17 protein-coding genes are annotated in these 17,426 nt (G+C 65.1%); 13 read left to right on the top strand and 4 right to left on the bottom strand.

Features of this window, described 5'->3' with window-relative positions; all coding sequences use genetic code 11:
- Positions 1-15: 15 nt before the first annotated feature.
- The 13 genes from tsaD (at position 16) to P8Q88_RS02105 (ending at position 11,946) form a co-directional block, all read left to right on the top strand.
- A complete protein-coding gene (tsaD, locus tag P8Q88_RS02165) occupies positions 16-1,056 on the top strand; it encodes a tRNA (adenosine(37)-N6)-threonylcarbamoyltransferase complex transferase subunit TsaD (RefSeq protein ID WP_278322182.1) in 1,041 nt (346 codons plus the stop codon).
- A complete protein-coding gene (locus P8Q88_RS02160; RefSeq protein WP_278322181.1) occupies positions 1,053-2,042 on the top strand; it encodes an NAD(P)H-dependent glycerol-3-phosphate dehydrogenase in 990 nt (329 codons plus the stop codon). Before tsaD ends, P8Q88_RS02160 begins: the two co-directional genes overlap by 4 nt.
- A complete protein-coding gene (locus tag P8Q88_RS02155) occupies positions 2,039-3,541 on the top strand; it encodes a lipopolysaccharide biosynthesis protein (RefSeq protein ID WP_278322180.1) in 1,503 nt (500 codons plus the stop codon). Before P8Q88_RS02160 ends, P8Q88_RS02155 begins: the two co-directional genes overlap by 4 nt.
- An 89-nt stretch (positions 3,542-3,630) precedes the next feature.
- Positions 3,631-5,358 carry a vWA domain-containing protein gene (locus P8Q88_RS02150; protein WP_278322179.1) on the top strand — a complete coding sequence of 576 codons (1,728 nt, stop codon included), beginning with the start codon at positions 3,631-3,633 and terminating at the stop codon, positions 5,356-5,358.
- A gap of 42 nt (positions 5,359-5,400) precedes the next feature.
- Complete coding sequence (locus P8Q88_RS02145; RefSeq protein ID WP_278322178.1) at positions 5,401-6,141, top strand: OmpA family protein; 741 nt, start codon at positions 5,401-5,403, stop codon at positions 6,139-6,141.
- Positions 6,141-6,275: a hypothetical protein gene (locus P8Q88_RS02140; RefSeq protein WP_278322177.1), complete on the top strand. Its 135-nt coding sequence runs from the start codon at positions 6,141-6,143 to the stop codon at positions 6,273-6,275. Before P8Q88_RS02145 ends, P8Q88_RS02140 begins: the two co-directional genes overlap by 1 nt.
- Entirely contained in the window at positions 6,272-6,772 is a 501-nt protein-coding gene (locus tag P8Q88_RS02135; protein ID WP_278322176.1) for a helix-hairpin-helix domain-containing protein, read from the top strand. Before P8Q88_RS02140 ends, P8Q88_RS02135 begins: the two co-directional genes overlap by 4 nt.
- A 63-nt stretch (positions 6,773-6,835) precedes the next feature.
- Positions 6,836-7,198 carry a response regulator gene (locus P8Q88_RS02130; RefSeq protein WP_278322175.1) on the top strand — a complete coding sequence of 121 codons (363 nt, stop codon included), beginning with the start codon at positions 6,836-6,838 and terminating at the stop codon, positions 7,196-7,198.
- 52 nt (positions 7,199-7,250) lie between these two features.
- Entirely contained in the window at positions 7,251-7,700 is a 450-nt protein-coding gene (locus tag P8Q88_RS02125; RefSeq protein ID WP_278322174.1) for a lasso peptide biosynthesis B2 protein, read from the top strand.
- A 57-nt stretch (positions 7,701-7,757) separates the two neighbouring features.
- Complete coding sequence (locus P8Q88_RS02120; RefSeq protein ID WP_278322173.1) at positions 7,758-8,942, top strand: acyl-CoA dehydrogenase; 1,185 nt, start codon at positions 7,758-7,760, stop codon at positions 8,940-8,942.
- A 199-nt stretch (positions 8,943-9,141) separates the two neighbouring features.
- Positions 9,142-9,783 carry a maleylacetoacetate isomerase gene (gene maiA, locus P8Q88_RS02115; RefSeq protein WP_278322754.1) on the top strand — a complete coding sequence of 214 codons (642 nt, stop codon included), beginning with the start codon at positions 9,142-9,144 and terminating at the stop codon, positions 9,781-9,783.
- Between the two features lie 13 nt (positions 9,784-9,796).
- Positions 9,797-10,807 (top strand): fumarylacetoacetate hydrolase family protein, encoded by a 1,011-nt coding sequence (locus P8Q88_RS02110; protein WP_278322172.1) that lies wholly within the window; start codon positions 9,797-9,799, stop codon positions 10,805-10,807.
- A gap of 2 nt (positions 10,808-10,809) precedes the next feature.
- On the top strand, positions 10,810-11,946 hold the full coding sequence (locus P8Q88_RS02105) for a glycosyltransferase (protein WP_278322171.1): 1,137 nt from the start codon (positions 10,810-10,812) through the stop codon (positions 11,944-11,946).
- Here P8Q88_RS02105 and P8Q88_RS02100 read toward each other — a convergent pair.
- The 4 genes from P8Q88_RS02100 to P8Q88_RS02085 are packed head-to-tail and all read right to left on the bottom strand — an operon-like array spanning position 11,924 to position 17,368.
- Complete coding sequence (locus P8Q88_RS02100) at positions 11,924-13,072, bottom strand: tetratricopeptide repeat protein (RefSeq protein ID WP_278322170.1); 1,149 nt, start codon at positions 13,070-13,072, stop codon at positions 11,924-11,926. The genes P8Q88_RS02105 and P8Q88_RS02100 overlap by 23 nt on opposite strands.
- Positions 13,069-15,285: a GumC family protein gene (locus P8Q88_RS02095; RefSeq protein WP_278322169.1), complete on the bottom strand. Its 2,217-nt coding sequence runs from the start codon at positions 15,283-15,285 to the stop codon at positions 13,069-13,071. The genes P8Q88_RS02100 and P8Q88_RS02095 overlap by 4 nt, the downstream gene beginning before the upstream one ends.
- A complete protein-coding gene (locus tag P8Q88_RS02090; RefSeq protein ID WP_278322168.1) occupies positions 15,285-15,995 on the bottom strand; it encodes a polysaccharide biosynthesis/export family protein in 711 nt (236 codons plus the stop codon). The genes P8Q88_RS02095 and P8Q88_RS02090 overlap by 1 nt, the downstream gene beginning before the upstream one ends.
- The gene (locus tag P8Q88_RS02085; RefSeq protein WP_278322167.1) at positions 15,992-17,368 is read right to left on the bottom strand and encodes an O-antigen ligase family protein; all 1,377 of its coding nucleotides are present in this window, start codon (positions 17,366-17,368) and stop codon (positions 15,992-15,994) included. The genes P8Q88_RS02090 and P8Q88_RS02085 overlap by 4 nt, the downstream gene beginning before the upstream one ends.
- Between the last annotated feature and the right edge of the window lie 58 nt (positions 17,369-17,426).

Below are 17,426 nucleotides of genomic sequence, written 5' to 3'. Positions count from 1 at the left end.
CTAAGGGAAAGCGCGATGGTACTCGTGCTCGGCATAGAAAGCTCCTGCGACGAAACCGCCGCCGCACTGGTCGATGGCGAACGCCGGATCGTGGCGCAGCGCATCGCATCGCAGAATGCGGAGCACGCGCCGTATGGCGGTGTGGTGCCCGAAATCGCCGCCCGCGCCCATGCCGAACGGCTCGCCCCGATGATCGCAGGCGTGCTGGCCGATGCCGAGGTCACTCTCGACGATTGCGATGCGATTGCCGCAACCGCAGGCCCGGGGCTGATCGGCGGTGTGATGGTCGGGCTGGTAAGCGCCAAGGCGCTGGCCATGGCGAGTGACACGCCGCTGATCGCGGTCAATCACCTTGAAGGCCACGCGCTCAGCCCGCGCCTCGCCGATGCGAATATCGCCTTCCCCTACGCCCTGCTGCTCGTCTCCGGCGGCCATTGCCAGATTTTGCGAGTCGATGGCGTGGGCGCATACCGCCGCCTCGCCACCACGATCGACGACGCGCTGGGCGAGGCTTTCGACAAGACTGCGAAAATACTCGGACTCGGCTTTCCCGGCGGCCCCGCGTTGGAGCGTGAGGCGCTGTCGGGCGACCCGCAGGCAGTGCCCCTGCCCCGGCCCATGGTCGGCAGCGGCGAACCGCATTTCTCGTTCGCCGGGCTCAAGAGCGCCGTGCTGCGCGCCCATGAAAGCGGACAGTACCGGCGCGAGGATATCGCGGCGAGTTTCCAGCAGGCGGCAGTCGATTGCATAACCGATCGGTTGCACATCGCTCTCGCCGACATGGAAAAGGTCGAGACGCTGGTGGTAGCCGGCGGCGTCGCAGCCAATGCGACCGTGCGCGCCGCGCTCGAACGGCTGGCGACCGACCAGGGCATGCGCTTCGCCGCCCCGCCGCCGAAGCTATGCACGGACAATGCCGCAATGATCGCTTGGGCCGGGATCGAACGGTTGCGCATGGACGGCTTTGCGCCCGACCCGCTTGACCTCGCCGCGCGACCGCGCTGGCCGCTCGACCCGGAAGCGCAGCCGGTGCGCGGCGCGGGAGTGAAGGCATGAGGGTAGGCGTGCTCGGCGCGGGTGCCTGGGGAACGGCGCTCGCCCAGATGCTGGCGAGCGATGGCCGCGACGTCCTGCTGTGGGCGCGCGAGGAGGAGCTGGTCGAAGAAATCAATCGCTCGCATACCAACTCCCTGTTCCTTCCCTCCGCCACGCTCCTGCCCACCGTGCGCGCGACCGACGATCTTGGCGCGATGGCGGCTCTCGATATCCTGCTGGTCGTCACGCCCGCCCAGCACATGGGCAGCGTCCTTGGGGCGATGCGCCAGCATCCCGCCGATCTCGTGCTCTGTTCCAAGGGTATCGAAGCCAGCACGGGCCGGTTGATGAACGACGTGGCCCGCGATGCGGCCCCGGGCAATGCCATCGCAGTCCTGAGCGGTCCGACCTTCGCGCATGAAGTGGTCGAAGGGCTCCCCACCGCTGTAACCCTCGCCTGTTCGGGCGGGGAGGAGCAGTGGGATCGCCTCTCGCCCGTGATCGCGCGCCCGGCCTTCCGTCCGTATTATTCGGACGACGTGACCGGCGCGGAAATCGGCGGGGCGGTGAAGAATGTCCTGGCCATCGCCTGCGGTGTGGTCGACGGGCTCGGCCTCGGCCAGAACGCGCGCGCCGCGCTGATTGCGCGTGGCTATGCCGAAATGCTCAGGTTCGGAGAAGCGCTGGGGGCCCGTGCGGAAACGCTCGCGGGCCTCTGCGGCCTCGGCGACCTCGTGCTGACCTGCTCCTCCACCTCAAGCCGAAACTTCTCGCTCGGCAAGGCGCTGGGCGAAGGGCAGAGGGCTGGAGACCTGATGGCCGACCGGCATACGGTGGCCGAGGGTGCGCATACGGCGCCGGTACTCGTTGAACTTGCCGCGCGCCATGGCGTCCCCATGCCGATCGTCGCCGCGGTTCATGGCCTGATCCAGGGCGACGATCCGCGAGAGACAGTCTCGGCGCTGCTGGCGCGGCCGCTGCGCGCCGAACAGGGCGGTGCCGGGTGACAGCCGCGCAGTCCGACGAGGACCTGAACGCCCTTGCCAAGGGCGGGCGGCAGAATTTCTTCGGCTTTTTGCTTCGGCTGCTCGCGCGCCTGCCCTTCCTGTTCATTGCCGGCCGGCTCTACGGGCCGGAGGCCCTGGGCGTTTTCGCCTCCGCACTGGTCGTGGTCGAGCTGGTCGCGCTGGTCTGCGCGATGGGGGAGAAGCGTGGCCTGGCCCAGCGCCTGTCCGATGGCGAGGGGACACATCCGGCCAACCTCGTGTTCGACGGGATGCTGCTGGCGCTGATTTTCTCCGGCATCGCCGCAACGTTCTTCTGGTTCGTGCCCGCCCCGCTCTTTCCCAGTGGGCAATATACCGAGCTCGATAGGCTGATCGTCTTCGCCATTCCCGGCTATGCGCTGACCGAGATCGTCCTCGCCGCACAGGCATACAGATACGATATCGCCACCACGGTCCGCGCTCGCGCGGTGGTGGAGCCATGGACCATCTCGATCATGGCCGGCGTGTTCTATTTGCTACCGGAGTTTCGGGATTCCGGCCTGTCGCTCGCCTATCTCGTATCGATCTATGCCGGGCTCGCCACCGGCTTGTGGTCGTTCCTGCGCAGCTACGGACTGCCGCGCGGCTGGCGGATCGAGGTGCGCTACATGGCCAGAATGACGGCGCGCGCTCTCCCCCTTGCCACCGCGGATGCGATCGAATGGGGTACGCGGCGGCTCGATATCTTCATCCTCGGCCTGTTCGCCGCGCCTAGCGCGGTCGGCGTCTATTACATCGCCCAGCAGGTCGCGAGCCTGCCACAAAAGCTCAAAACCAGTTTCGAACCGATCCTCGGCCCGGTCATCACCAAGAACCTCAAGACGAAGAATTACGAGGCGATCGCCAGGCAGGTCTGCCAGGTGGGCTTCTGGATCATCGCCATGCAAGCCGGCATCGCGCTGGCGCTTGGCGTACCGGGCGAAGCGGTCATGGGCCTGGTCGGGCCGGAATTCGTGGGCGGCACGGGCGCGCTGGCCTTCCTCCTGATGGCCGAGGTCGTGGCAGCGACGGCCGTCGTCTCCGAGGCCGTGCTGATCTATGTCGCGCGGGTGAAGAATCTCTGGATTTCCGTCGGCACGATCGTGTTGCAAGGCGTGCTGACCGTCGTGCTGATCGAGGCGATGGTGGCGGGCGGTTATGGCGAACCGTTCAAGGCCGCCGCCGCGGCAATCGCCCTCGCGCTGGCGCTGGGAACGGCGAGCCTGGTGAAGGCGATCCTTCTGTCACGCATCCTGGGCCATTCGATCAACAATTTCCGCTGGGCGCTGGTCTATGCGACCGCGCCCGCGGTGGTGGTCGGGTGGCTGGCGACGCAATTACCCGAATGGGCCGAGCTGGCCTTCGGCGTGCCCGCTATCCTGCTGGTGTACGGCTGGGTGATCTGGCGACGCGGCTTCGGCCCCGAAGACCGGGTTCTGTTTCGCCGCAATATCGACAAGCCGGCGGACGAAGCCTCCTGAAGGCTCGGCTCGTCGCCCGCACAACACGTTCAGTCGGCATTAACGCCCGGATCATGTAACTCTGTATCCCGAGAAAAGGGAGACTGCCGATGCGTAAGATGGCGCTTGTTGCGAGCTGCGCGCTCGCCATTGTGATTACCGGGTGCTCCGCGAGCCAGGACGAGGGGATCGTCCTTACCGGATCGAAGGCTTCGCCCAATGCCGACCGCTCGGCGCCCCCACCGCCCCCGCCACCGCCGCCGCCGGCAGCAAGCCAGGCGATCACGGTCACCGGCGCACGCATCCAGAACGGAGTCGTGGCGGAATCAGCCTCGCCGATGCCGGTCATTACCGCGGACGAGTATATCGATCCGGCAACGGGCGAGACGGTGCTCGTCGACAGCAGCTACCGCTATTTTCCGCCGGTATTCGTGCCCGCAGAGCCCAACCGCGACCGGTATGACGGTGAAGAGGTCTCTTCGGTCAAACTCGTCGCGAACGAGCCGGTGTCCACCTTCTCGGTCGATGTCGACACCGGCGCATACACCAATGCCCGTCGCTTCATTTCCGAAGGCCAGATGCCGCCTGAAGACGCGGTGCGGACCGAAGAATTCGTCAATTATTTCCGCTACGATTACGCGCGGCCACGCGACCGCGACATTCCATTCACGGTCAATACCGATGTCGCGGTCAGCCCGTGGAACGCCGAAAGCCGGCTCGTACGGATCGGCCTTGCCGGGTACGAAATGCCGGCGCAGGACCGCCCCCCTGCGAACCTCGTGTTCCTGCTCGACGTGTCGGGGTCGATGGCCAGTCCAGACAAGCTGCCGCTGGTCAAGACCGCGATGCGCCAGCTCGCCGGGCAGCTGACCGAGCGCGACAAGGTGTCGATCGTGGTTTACGCCGGCGCCGCGGGCCTTGTGCTCGAGCCGACCAACGACGCGCGTAAGATCAAGGACGCGCTCGACCTGCTGGAGGCCGGCGGCTCAACCGCCGGCGGCGCGGGGATCGAGCTCGCCTATCGCGTGGCCGAGGCCAATCGCATCGAGGGCGGCGTCAACCGCGTTATCCTCGCGACCGATGGCGACTTCAATGTCGGCACATCGGACCAGGATGCGCTGGTCGAGCTGATCGAGAAGAAACGCGAAACCGGCGTGACGCTGTCGGTGCTCGGTTTCGGACGCGGAAATCTGAACGACGCGATGATGGAGCAGGTCGCCAACAACGGGAATGGCAATTATTCCTACATCGACAGCGCGCTGGAAGCCCGCAAGGTGCTGGGCGACGAGATGGGCGCGACGCTCTTCACCATCGCCAAGGACGTGAAAATCCAGGTCGAATTCAATCCTGCCGTCATCAGCCAGTATCGCCTCGTAGGTTATGAGAACCGTATCCTGCGTGAAGAGGATTTCGACAATGACGCGGTCGATGCCGGCGATATCGGCGCAGGCCACCAGGTGACCGCGCTCTACGAAGTCGTGCCCGCAGGCGCGAAAGGGTGGATCGGCCAGCGCCGCTACGAGGACAAGGTGGACAGCCGCGCCCACGACCTTGCGGCGGAAGCGGCCTTCATCAAGCTGCGCTACAAGCAGCCCGACGGCGAAAAGAGTTCGCTGATTACCTACACTCTGCCTGCCAGCGCGCTGCGGACCACTGCGCTGCCCGGGGGCGATTTCGCCTTTGCCAGCGCGGTCGCTGCCTTCGGGCAGAAGCTGCGCGGCGATCCGATGCTGGCGAGCTTTGGCTATGGCCAGATCGCCGGGCTGGCCGGCAACCCGCGAGATTATTGGCGGCAGGAATTCGTCCAGCTGGTGAAGACGGCCGAAGCAATCGACTGACCGGCTTGGCAGGCGGGTCGCTGGGCGGCTAAGGGCTGGCCCATGTCGATCCGCCCCTCCCTTGCCATCCTTGCAGGTGCCGTCGTCGTCGCGGCCGGCGGCTATGCCTATGGTGCCAGCACGGCAGGCGGCTTTGTTGCGGGATTGGAGGATGACGCGGCGCAGGCCATCGCCGAGGCCGGTGGAAGCGGGGTTTCCGCCCGCTTCGCAAACCGGAACGGATCGCCCACCCGCCATCCGCTGTTGAGCGGCGGAGAGAAGCTCGACGAGCAGACCCGCGCCCGCGTTGCCGAGGCCGTGTCCTCGGTCGCAGGCGTCGGCGGCGTCGTCTGGAGCGATGGCACGGTTCGCGCTGAAAGCGATGCGCCCAGTTTCGAGCCGCTGCATTGCCAAGAGGATGTCGATGGCCTGCTGCGCAGCCGGTCGATCCGCTTCGAAGAAGCTTCGAGCGCCCTGCTCCCTGCGAGCGGCGTGCTCCTCGACGAGGTCGCGGATGCGCTGCGCCCGTGCCTCGGCGCAATCATCTCGATCACCGGCCACACCGACAAGTCCGGCACCGAACCCGGCAACCTTGCGCTCAGCATGGAGCGAGCCCGCGCGGTGCGCGAGGCGCTGGTGCGGCGCGGCATCCCGCGGGACGGCCTGCGCGCACGCGGCGTTGGATCGTCCGAGCCGGTAGAAGGGCTCGCGCCGGGGGACCCGGCCAATCGCCGGATCGAATTCGCCGTCATCCGCACCGAACCGCTGCGCCCCACCCCCGTCGACACGCCGGGAGCCCGCTGATGCCCGTATGGTTTGAAGTCATCGTGCTGATGCTGGTCGGGTATTTCGCCGGCATCGGGATCGGCTGGGGCCTCTGGGGCCGCGCCGCGGTCACCGGCAGCAAGGCAGATCTTGAACAGAAGGACCGTCCATGACCGACCTACTCCAGGCTTATTGGCCCGCCATCGTCATTGCGCTCGTCGTCGGGCTGGTCATCGCGTGGTATATCTTCCACGCTTCGCGGCGCACCCGCGTGACAGGCGCGAGCAAGGACGTGCTCGACGAAGGTGCCGAACGAGCCCAGCGCAACACTGCGCTGATCGACAGCGCGCCTGCGGCCACACCGATGCAACCGGCGGCGGCGCCCCCGGTCGAGGCCGCCCCCGCCGCGACCACCGCTACGGCATCTGCGGGCGACGACCTCACGCGGATCAAGGGCGTCGGGCCAAAGCTTGCAACGATGCTGCGCGATCAGGGCGTGACCAGCTTTGCGCAAATTGCCGCATGGGACGAAGCGGAAATCGACCGCGTCGATGCTACGCTGGGCCGCTTCGAAGGCCGCATCCGCCGCGACGACTGGGTCGGACAGGCACAGTTGCTGAAGGACGACGACGAGGCGGGCTTCGCGGCAAAATACGGCCGGCTTTCCTGATCGAGGAACGAATCCTCACCGGGCCTGTTGATCGTTAGGGTCGATGGTCAGGAGAGGCATTTCATGGGACAGCAATTGCGCGTGCTCGTCGCGGAGGACGAGTATATCATCGGCGAAGACCTTTGCCGCACGGTCGAAGAGGCGGGATATCAGGTCGAAGGGCCCTATGCCGACATCCAGTCGACCATGCTCGCCTATCAGAAGCACAAGCCCGACCTCGCCATTCTCGACGTCGAACTGGGCGACGGCATCGTATATCCGCTGGCCGAGCAGATGATGGCGGAGAACGTGCCCGTGATCTTCCATTCGGGGCGGCTCACGCCTTCCGAAGTCGCCAACCGCTTTCCCAAGGCGACGGCCGTCGCCAAGCCGATGCCACCGGCAGAACTGATCGCGCAGGTCAACACCGCGCTGCATAATTCATAGCATCGCGAAACGCCCGCTTACGGCCGGTCCAGCTCGTGATATCCTGCCTGCCATGGGCAAGTTTCGAACTTTTCTGGCGCTCGACAGCAGTGACCGCGGGGCCACTCTCGAAGCGCTCTGCGGACTTGCCGCAGCACAGGCCCGCGTTCGCCTGATCGCTCCGCGCAAGTGGCGCACGCATTTCGGCCCCATCGCCGGCCAAACCGGCATCGACACGATCCCGCAAGAGCAGCTGGAGCCTGTCCGCCGCGTGCGCATGGCGATCACACGTGCCGCGCGCAACTTGCCCACCGATCCCAATTGCCTGCCCCAGGCGCTGGCCGCGCGGCGCATGCTGCAGCGGCGCGGGATTGATTCCTCGCTCTTCCTGGGGGTGGAGCGCGATCCGGCGGGCCAGTCGCATTTCCATGCCTGGCTCAAGGTGGGTCCCGAATGGGTGACCGGCATGTGCGACGAGGCGCGCTACGTCCTCCTGCGTGAGGGTGATAGCGCGGCGGCCTGACCCCTTGCGGAGCCTCGACAAGCCTGCCATCGGCTTGGGCGAACCAAAGGAGTTATCATGGCCGGAATGGTGCCGTTCGACTGGCAGGACCCGTTCAATCTCGAGGACCAGCTGACCGAAGAAGAGCGGATGATCCGCGACGCCGCGCGTGGCTTTGCGCAAGACGAGCTGCAACCGCGCGTGACCGATGCCTATCGCGAGGAAACAGACGCCCCCGAGCTCTTCCCCCTGATGGGCAAGGCAGGTTTGCTGGGCGCGACCGTGCCTGAAGAATATGGCGGAGCGGGCGCCAGCTACGTCGCCTATGGCCTGATTGCCCGCGAGATCGAGCGGGTCGACAGCGGCTATCGCTCGATGGCCAGCGTGCAATCGAGCCTCGTCATGTATCCGATCCACGCCTATGGTTCGGAAGAGCAGCGAAAGAAATACCTTCCCGGTCTTGCAAGTGGCGAATTGATCGGCTGCTTCGGCCTGACCGAACCCGATGCCGGCAGCGATCCGGCAGGCATGAAAACCGTCGCCAAGAAAACCGATGGCGGCTACGTGATCTCCGGCTCCAAGACGTGGATTTCGAATTCGCCTTTCGCCGACGTATTCGTCGTCTGGGCGAAGAGCGAGGAGCATGGCGGCGGCATTCGCGGCTTTGTCCTCGAAAAGGGCATGAAGGGCCTGTCCGCCCCCAAGATCGCTGGCAAGCTGAGCCTGCGCGCCTCCACCACAGGCATGATCGTGATGGACGAGGTCGAGGTGGGCGAGGACGCGCTGCTTCCCGACGTCCAGAGCCTCAAGGGTCCCTTCGGCTGCCTCAACCGCGCACGCTACGGCATCAGCTGGGGCGCAATGGGCGCTGCAGAGTTCTGTATGCATGCCGCACGGCAATACGGCCTCGACCGCGAGCAGTTCGGCGTTCCGCTCGCCAGCAAGCAGTTGTTCCAGCTCAAGCTGGCCGACATGATGACCGACATCGCGCTCGGGCTGCAAGGCAGCTTGCGTGTCGGACGGCTCATGGACGAGGGCAAGTTCGCACCGGACATGATCTCGATCGTGAAGCGCAACAATGTCGGCAAGGCGCTCGACATCGCGCGCAAGGCCCGCGACATGCACGGCGGCAACGGCATTTCCGAAGAGTATCAGGTCATCCGCCACATGGTGAACCTCGAGACGGTCAACACCTATGAAGGCACGCATGACGTTCACGCGCTGATCCTTGGACGGGCGATCACGGGCATTGCCGCCTTCTGATGGTGCCGATCTATCGCGTGCTGTCCTACACTGCCCGGCTGTGCGATAGCGTTCGGATGACCAGCGCCCGCGTCCTTTCCGAAGTCACTTTTGCCGTGTCCAGTGGCAGTCAGGTTTTTTCGCGCCTGGACCGTGTAACATGCGGTCCAAGTCGTGAACTCGCCCTCGGCAGCTCCAACTGGAAGGCGATCGCGCCATGATCCGCCTCCACGGCTATTACCGCAGCTCCACCAGCTATCGCCTGCGCATCGCGCTGGAGTTGAAGGGGCTGGAGTTCGAATACGTGCCGGTGAACCTGCTGGAGAGCGAACAGAAAGGCGCCGCCTTCACCAGCCGCAACCCCTTCGGATCGGTCCCCCTGCTGGAAGTCGACGGCAAGGATTACGTCCAGTCGATGGCGCAGATCGAATGGCTGGACGAGGCTTTCGCAGACCGACCGCTTCTGCCTTCGGATGTGCATGACCGGTATGTCGCGCGCGAGCTGGCCTACGCCATTGCTACCGAATTGCACGCGCCGCTGAACCTGCCGGTACTCAAGTATCTCGCCAACGAATACGGGAAGTCGCAAGACGAAATCGGTGTCTGGTACCGCCACTGGCTGGCGCGGACGCTCGATCCGCTGGAAGCGCGGCTGGCCCAGCTCGATACCCGTGATTTCCTGTTCGACCGCCCCGGCTTTTTCGAAGTCTGCCTGCTACCGCAGGTCTACAATGCGCAGCGCTTCGGCTTCGATTTTGGCGACAAGCCGCACATCACCCGGATCGAACAGGCCTGCCTTGCATTGCCAGTATTCCAGCGCGCCCATCCGGATGCGCAACCCGACAATCCCGAACGTAAATAAGAGAGGACCACCCATGAAACTCGCCACGCTCAAGGACGGCACTCGCGACGGCAAGCTGGTGGTCGTCTCGAAGGACCTCACCCGCTATTGCGCCGCCGACAATATCGCGCCGACCCTGCAGGCGGCGCTGGACGATTGGGAGCAGATCGCGCCCAAGCTGGAAGCGCTTTATACCGATGTCGAGCACCAGACCGTGCCGTGCGAGCGCTTCCATGAGCGCGAGGCGCATTCGCCGCTGCCGCGTGCCTATCAGTGGGCCGACGGCTCGGCCTACATCAATCACGTGGAACTGGTGCGCAAGGCGCGCGGTGCCGAAGTGCCCGAGAGCTTCTATCACGATCCGCTGATGTACCAGGGCGGCAGCGATGGCTTTCTGCCCCCGCGCGACGACATTCCGCTGAAGGACACCAGCTGGGGCTGCGACATGGAGGGCGAAATTGCCGTCATCACCGATGACGTGCCGATGGGCGTCACAAGCGACCAGGCCGCCGACCACATCAAGCTGGTCATGCTGGTCAACGACGTGTCCTTGCGAGGCCTGATCCCGGGCGAGTTGGCCAAAGGGTTCGGCTTCTTCCAGTCGAAGCCCGCGAGCGCCTTCTCACCCGTAGCCGTCACGCCCGACGAGCTCGGCGATGCCTGGAAGGGCAGCGTCATCCATTTGCCGCTGATGGTGGATTACAACGGCGAGCCGTTCGGCCGCGCCAATGCCGGCGTCGATGCGACCTTCAGCCTCGCCGATCTGGTCGCCCACGCTGCGAAGACTCGCGAGCTTGGTGCGGGCACGATCATCGGCTCGGGCACTGTCTCCAATCAGGGGCCCGATGGCGATCCGGGCAAGCCGGTGGCCGAAGGGGGCCTCGGCTATAGCTGCATCGCCGAAATCCGCATGATTGAGACCATTGCGGACGGTGAGGCAAAGACGCGCTTCATGGCGCCGGGCGACACGGTCCGCGTCGAGATGCGCGATGCCGACGGGCACTCGATTTTCGGCGCGATAGAACAGACGGTCGTCGAGGCCTGACCATGGCGCCCCTGGCGGGCAAGCGCATCGGGTTGCTGACCGCCCACGCCAGCCGCGCCAATGGCGGAGTATTCGAGGCCCTCGTCGGGCAGGTTGACGTCTTGCGCAAGCTGGGGGCGCAGCCGGTGGTTTTCGCCCTGGCTGACGAGCATCACCCAGAGGACGCCTGGCGGCTCGATGGCGCGGAGATCCATCTTGCATCCCTGGTCGGTCCAACCCAGCCCGGATTCGCCCCCGCGCTCCCCGGCCTGCTTCGGCAAGCTTCGCTGGACCTGCTGCATCTGCACGGGATCTGGCACTATGTCAGCCATGCCGCCGGCCAGTGGGCAAACGCCAGCGGAAGGCCACTAGTCGTCAGCCCGCATGGTATGCTCGATCCTTGGATTACCGAACGCAATCGGTGGAAGAAGGACCTCGCCCGGCTTGCCTGGGAGCAACGCGCATGGGGCGCGGCGACGGCGTTTCACGCGCTGACGGACGCCGAAGCGGCCGATATCCGGCAAGAGACCGGCTGCGAACAAAGCGCGGTCATTCCCAACCCTGCTCCGCCCGCGTCGCCCTTGGCTGACCGCATGCCGCCGCCGATGGCTCTCTATCTCGGACGCATCCATCCGAAGAAGAACCTGATCGCGCTACTGGAAGGATGGCTCGCCGCACGACCGGACCTGCCACCCGACGCGACGCTGACGATTGCCGGCTGGGGAGACGCCGAGGGCGTCGCGGCGCTCGAACGCTTCCTCGGCTCGCACGGTCCATCCATCCAGTTCGTTGGCCCCATGTTCGGCTCGCAAAAGGCCGCGCTCCTCGATGTGGCGCGCTTCACGATCCTTCCGTCGCTTAGCGAAGGTCTGCCGATGGCGATCCTTGAGAGCTGGGCCGCAGGTGTGCCAACCCTCATGAGCGCTGCATGCCATCTCCCCCAAGGTTTTGCAGCGGGGGCCGCAGTCGATAGCGGGACCGAATCCGGCTCGATCGCGCGAGCCCTAGTCAGCGGTTTCACCATGGGGGAGGATCGATGGCTGGCGATGTCCGGTGCCGCGCAGGCTCTGGCCACCGGGCCCTTTGCCCCCCATAGCATAGCGCGCTCGTGGGATGGCTTTTACCGCGAGTTGATCGCTAGTTCGCCTGCGCCATCGTAATGCGATCGATGACCACACGCTCTTTCCCGGGGCGCAGCCACAGGCTCAGCACCGCATCGTCGCAGTCGGGAGCTTCGAGACGCTGGCCTTCGCGATCGAGCCGCTGCCGGCCCGGTCGGGGGCGCGAAGGCGTGGTGCAACCAAGCGCCGCGATAAGGCGCTGGCCGCCGGGGCCGTCGACCTTTGCCTTCACTATATAGGCTCCCGCCTCCGGCATGACCGGCTGCGCCATCACCAGCCGCGTTACGCTCGCCCGATTGTCCACTTCTACGCGGGCCTCTCCAGCTGACAGGCGCGTCACTCGCAAGTCGCCGGTACGAAACCTCCGCCAACCGATCGCCGCTGCTGGCGTCTCGGCTCCAAAGTTTTCCAACTCGGGATCGGCTATCAGCCCGGCAGGGGTGGCGGCGGGGCAGTGGCCGGCCGCGACAAGTTCTGCTTCCGCGCGAAAATTGCGGCGCGCCAATTCGCGGATCATCGCGAGCGTCGCATCGCAGCCCAAGGCCGCGATGCCGCTGTCGCGCTGTCCCAAGATCTGGGCGCGGCTACGCAAGCGGTCAGAACTGGCTGCGGAATCCTCCAGGTATACCTGAGCCCAGCGCGGACTGCTCGAGAGGCGCTGCACAAGCGCCTCACGGCCTTGTTGCGATGTCTCGAGCTGTGCCAGCATATCCTGGGTAATCGCATTGCCACGGGCCGTCCGCAGAACCGCATCGAGCCGACCCACCGCAGCAGCGAAGTCGCCACGATCGAGTTCGCGTGAAAAGAAGTGGATCTGGGCCATCGGATCGCGACGACTGATCCGTTCTGCCACAGCCAGCGTGGCATCGGCGCTGCCGCCCTCGCCCAGCAGGATCTGTGAAGACCCCAGGAAAGACAGCCCTCGTGGGTCTAGCGGATCATGCTTGATCGCCACAGTCGCATGTTCAGCTGCGGCGGAATACTTGCCTTCGCTGAGCGCTTTAGCGGCCAGACGCTTCGCTGCACCGACCTGCATATCCTGCGGAACAAAGCGGACGAAAGAATGGCGGGTTTCGCTGATCCGATCGAACCCGCTGACGAGAACCAGCATGACGAACACGAGGGTCACGATCGTCGCGACCACCTGAAAACTTTCGCGCCTCATGCCGCGGTGCTGCGTTCGCGGCTCGCATACTGATAATAATCGTAGCCGTAATAGGCCGAATACCGATTGCCCGATCGCGTGGGATCAAACTTGGTCAACACTGCTCCGAGGAGGACCGGCTTCATCGATCGGAGGCGGCGCAAGGCTGCCTTGAGCGAACCGCTCCGCCCTCGCTCGGCTTCAACGACGAACACCGTACCATCGGCCATCGACGCGATCATCGGCGCATCGGCAAGTCCCAGCACGGGCGGGCCGTCGACGACGACAACGTCGTGGCTCTGTGCGAAGTGCTCGAGCAATTGTGCCATGCGCGGCGACGACAGAAGCTCCGACGGACTTGGCGGCAAGGGGCCAGCAGGAAGCAGATCGATCTTGCGCCCTTTAACCTTCGAGACTGCGCTCATCGGGTCGTCCTGCGATACCAGCAGGTCGGTTAGCCCGCGATCGCCTTGCAGACCCAGCAGACCATGCAAGGCCGGACGTCTCAGGTCGGCATCGATAAGCAGCGGTCGCATCCCGATCCGCGCAAAGCCTTCGGCGATAGCGAGGCTGGTCGTGCTCTTCCCTTCGTGAGCCTGCGCGCTGGTGACAGCAACGATCTTGGGCAAGCCCTGAGGAGTGGAGTAAAGAAGTGCCCCGCGCAGCGAGTTGTAAGCCTCGGCGATCGGCGATTTTGGCTCGTCCAGGGCGTCGAGCGGCGCGCTGTCCTCGGCTCGTGGCACAACGCCGAGCAGCGCGAGATCCAGCTTCTCCTCAATGTCTTCAGGCGTGTGGATCACATCGTCCAGCTGATCGCGCAGGAAGACCGCCATGCCTGCCAAACCAAGTCCGATCAGCAGGCCAAGGGCCAGATTGCGCGGAACATTGGGCGACGATGGCGCCGCCGGTGGTTCGGCTCTGTCAATAATCGCGACGTTGCTTGACGCGATGCCCGCGGAGGCATTCAGTTCGCGATACCGCTGAAGCAGGCCGTCATAGATCGAACGCGCGGTATCTGCCTGACGCGCAAGGACGTTGTACCTCACCGACTGGTCCTGTTCGGCGAGCGAGGCGCCGCGTGCTCGGCTGACCTGTCCATCGAGCTGGCCTTCTGCGGACTGCGCGGCGCGATATTCGGCACGGATTGACTCGCGTACCTGGCGCGCGGTCGCTTCCAGTTGGCGAGAGATCGCGGACAGGTCGGCCTCGAGCCTGGCGATGGCCGGGTGGTTGCCCAGATAGCGATCGCGGGCCGTCTGCAGCTCGCTTTCCAGTTCGGCGCGCCGCGTCATCAGGGACTGGACGGTGGGATTGTTGAGCACCGGCTGCGATGCGAGGAGCGGTGTACCCTGGATTGCCTCCCAGCGCGATTGCGCCGCGATCCGGTCGGCCCGGGCCTCGATCGCCGCATCGTTCAGCTGGATCAGGCTCGACGCCGTAACGGTGCCGGCCAAGCGATCGCGCCCGTCGGTCGAGAGCGCATCATAGGTGCGGATGAGCCCGACACTCTTCGCATAGTCATTGAGATCCCGCTCCGAGTCCTCGAGATCGACGCGCGCCTCCTCGAGCTGTTCGGCCACGAAATCGCGAGCGTATGACGTGCTGTCGAACCGGCGCTGCAGATTGGCCTGGATGAATTCTTCGGCAAAGGCGTTCGCGATCAGAGCCGAAAGCGCCGCATCGGTCGAGGTGAAGCTGATCCGCGCCACGCGTGTCGCCCGTGGCAGATCAATCGACAGATTGGCTCGCAGCAGATCGAGCACGAGCGAGCGATCCTGGTTCTGGTTACCTGCGAGGGCGGATGCGGGCACCTCCATCGCGGCGAAGAACCGCTCGCTGGTACCTAATTCGAGACGGTCGGCCACCCGCTCAGCCAGACCGCGGCTCTGCAGCACGTCGAGCTGCGTGTTGAGGAAGCGGTCGATGTCCCAATCCGACGGAGCAGCCACATTGGCGCCTTCGAACTGACTGCCAAGGACCTCGTCGCTCTGGTCGTTGATTTGGACACTGGTTTCCGCGGTATAGCGCGGCGTGTCGAGCAAGGTGGAGATAAGCGCCAGCACGACGACAGCGCCAACGATAGCGAGCGCCATCCACATATGTCGGCGCAATGCGGCTATTGCCTGTCGGATATTGGCGCTTATCGGATTGGTCCCGGCAGCAAGATAGGCCGACTGGTAGCGTCCGTTGGGCTGGAAGGGCGGCGAGCCAGGAAGGGCGGGTTCCACGCTCATCAGAACGGCCTGAAAATTCCCAGGACCGGCAGCGCCCGCACCGCATCGAGAAACGCGCCGCGTGTGCTGGAGAAGCCGACGACGACGGTATCTCCCGGCATCAGCGCCACGTCGGGCATCCGACCCCCGCGAATGGCCGACGCGTCGAACCGGCCCGCCAGGCGCTGATTGCCGGCGGTCCTGAATATCATGACCTCATCGAGCTTCGCCTTCTCCGTCGGACTGCGCGCAAGTGCCAGCGCGGTAAGCAAGGTCTGCCCTTCGACGAATGGATAGACTCCGGGCAAAGCCACCTCGCCCTCCACCGCGATGGTCCGCGCCTGCGCTTTTTTCACGAAAACGGTGACGCGCGGATCGCGAACATATTCGGCAGCGTAGGCTGCTTCCACCGTGTTGGCGAGCTCGGTCGCCGTCAGGCCGCGTGCCGTGACGTCGCCAATCAACGGCAGGCTTACGACACCGGCATTGTCGACTACGATATCCTCGACGCTGAGTTCGGGTTCGTCATAGACACGAACTGAAAGGATATCGCCTGGCTGCAAGGCATATCGCTGCACGTCAGCGGCGCTCGGCGGCAATGCAATCGCGTCATAACCGGCCTGACCAGCGGGAACCACCGGATCTGCGCCTTTCTGGCAGCCGCTCAACACCACTGCACAGCACAACCCAACCATGGCCATGCCCGTCTTGGTGGCGCTCTTGTGCCTCATGCCGTCCCGTCCATCGTGCGACCCGGAGCTTCGCCCCGCGCTAGCGCGCCGAGCAGGCCTACTGCCACCCCGGCCAGACTGGCTAATGCCATGGTTCGCAGCGGATAATCAACCACGCTATGGAGCGCGATCACCAGCAAAACGCCCGCTGCAAACAGAGTTTGGCTGCGCTGTTCGGGTGAGGCGAACCATGCCCCGCGCATCAGGAGGAAGACAGCGACCGCGGCGCATAGCAGAACGCCGGTGCCGGGAAGTCCAGCTTCGATCAGGAACTCGAGATAGTCATTGTGCGCGCGATTGGGAAACAGCTCGTCGATCGTCGAAAATCGTTCGAACGGCAGGAATGCGCGGGTGAAGCTCCCCAGCCCGGATCCGAAAGGCCAATAGGCTGCGCTTGCCGATAGGGCATCCTGCCACAAGTCCACGCGCGTATCACGCCCCGCATCGAAGCGTTCGAGCAGCGTCGACAGGCGGGCATTTCCCGAAGACACTATCGCGACAAGGCTCATCGTGGCGATTGCGCCCGCGAGGAGGGCAAATGCTGTCGACAGCTTTCGCGCAGCCCCGCCCGATCGCAGGATCGCGAATTGCACGAGCAGAACGACCGGCAGAAGAGCGATCCCGGTCCGTGATCCGGTCAGAACGACCGCTGCCAGGAGGAACAGCTGCAGGATTGTCGCAAAGCCGACATCGCCTTTCAGAAGCGGGCGCCGGCGGGCAATCCCGGCAACCCAGGCCGTCAGCGCGAGCATGCCGATCAGCAGGAAATCGACCGCCGCATTGCGGTTGGCATAGAATGCCGTGAGCCAGGTATCATGGCTGATTTCATAAAGCCGGAACCTTCCGGGCCCGCTCGCCATCTGGAGTACACCGAGGGCGGCCCCGGCAAGGGCGAGGACCGCAATCGTGAGTAGGAGGAAGCGCCGGTCGCGTGTGCTCAGGGTCGCGGTGGCGATCATGATGCCGACCGCCGGGACGAGGGCAAGCAGCGATCCCAGTGTCGCGAAGGGTGCGATGGACAGCGGGCGCCACGCATCTGCCGCACCGACGATGCCAAGCGCGTCGCGCGTCAATTCTCGCGCTGGAAGGGCCTGCCACAATGCTGGCGGCAGGGGGATCAGGTGCACAAGCGGAAGAGCGAGGATAGCACCGGCCAGCACTACGAGCGAGCGGGGCACGTAAGCATCTGCGGGCGCAGCGGGTTGGGCCCACCAGGCCCATGCGAGCACAGCCCCCGCAAACGCCAATTGCACGAGAACTTCCGCGATGGCGCTGGGCGAACCGCCACCACCGAGGACGAGGGCGGCGGCAAGGTAGGTCGCAACCACCACACCCCGCCGCGTTTCCGGCAAGCGATGCCGCAAGCTTCGCATGGCCCTTCCCTCTTTCACGCCCGAGAAGGGGCCTTACGCCGTGCGGGCCGCATCGGGA

This window comes from Qipengyuania marincola (assembly GCF_029688625.1).
Lineage (GTDB): Bacteria > Pseudomonadota > Alphaproteobacteria > Sphingomonadales > Sphingomonadaceae > Qipengyuania.
This window is presented reverse-complemented; position numbering and strand designations above follow the sequence as displayed.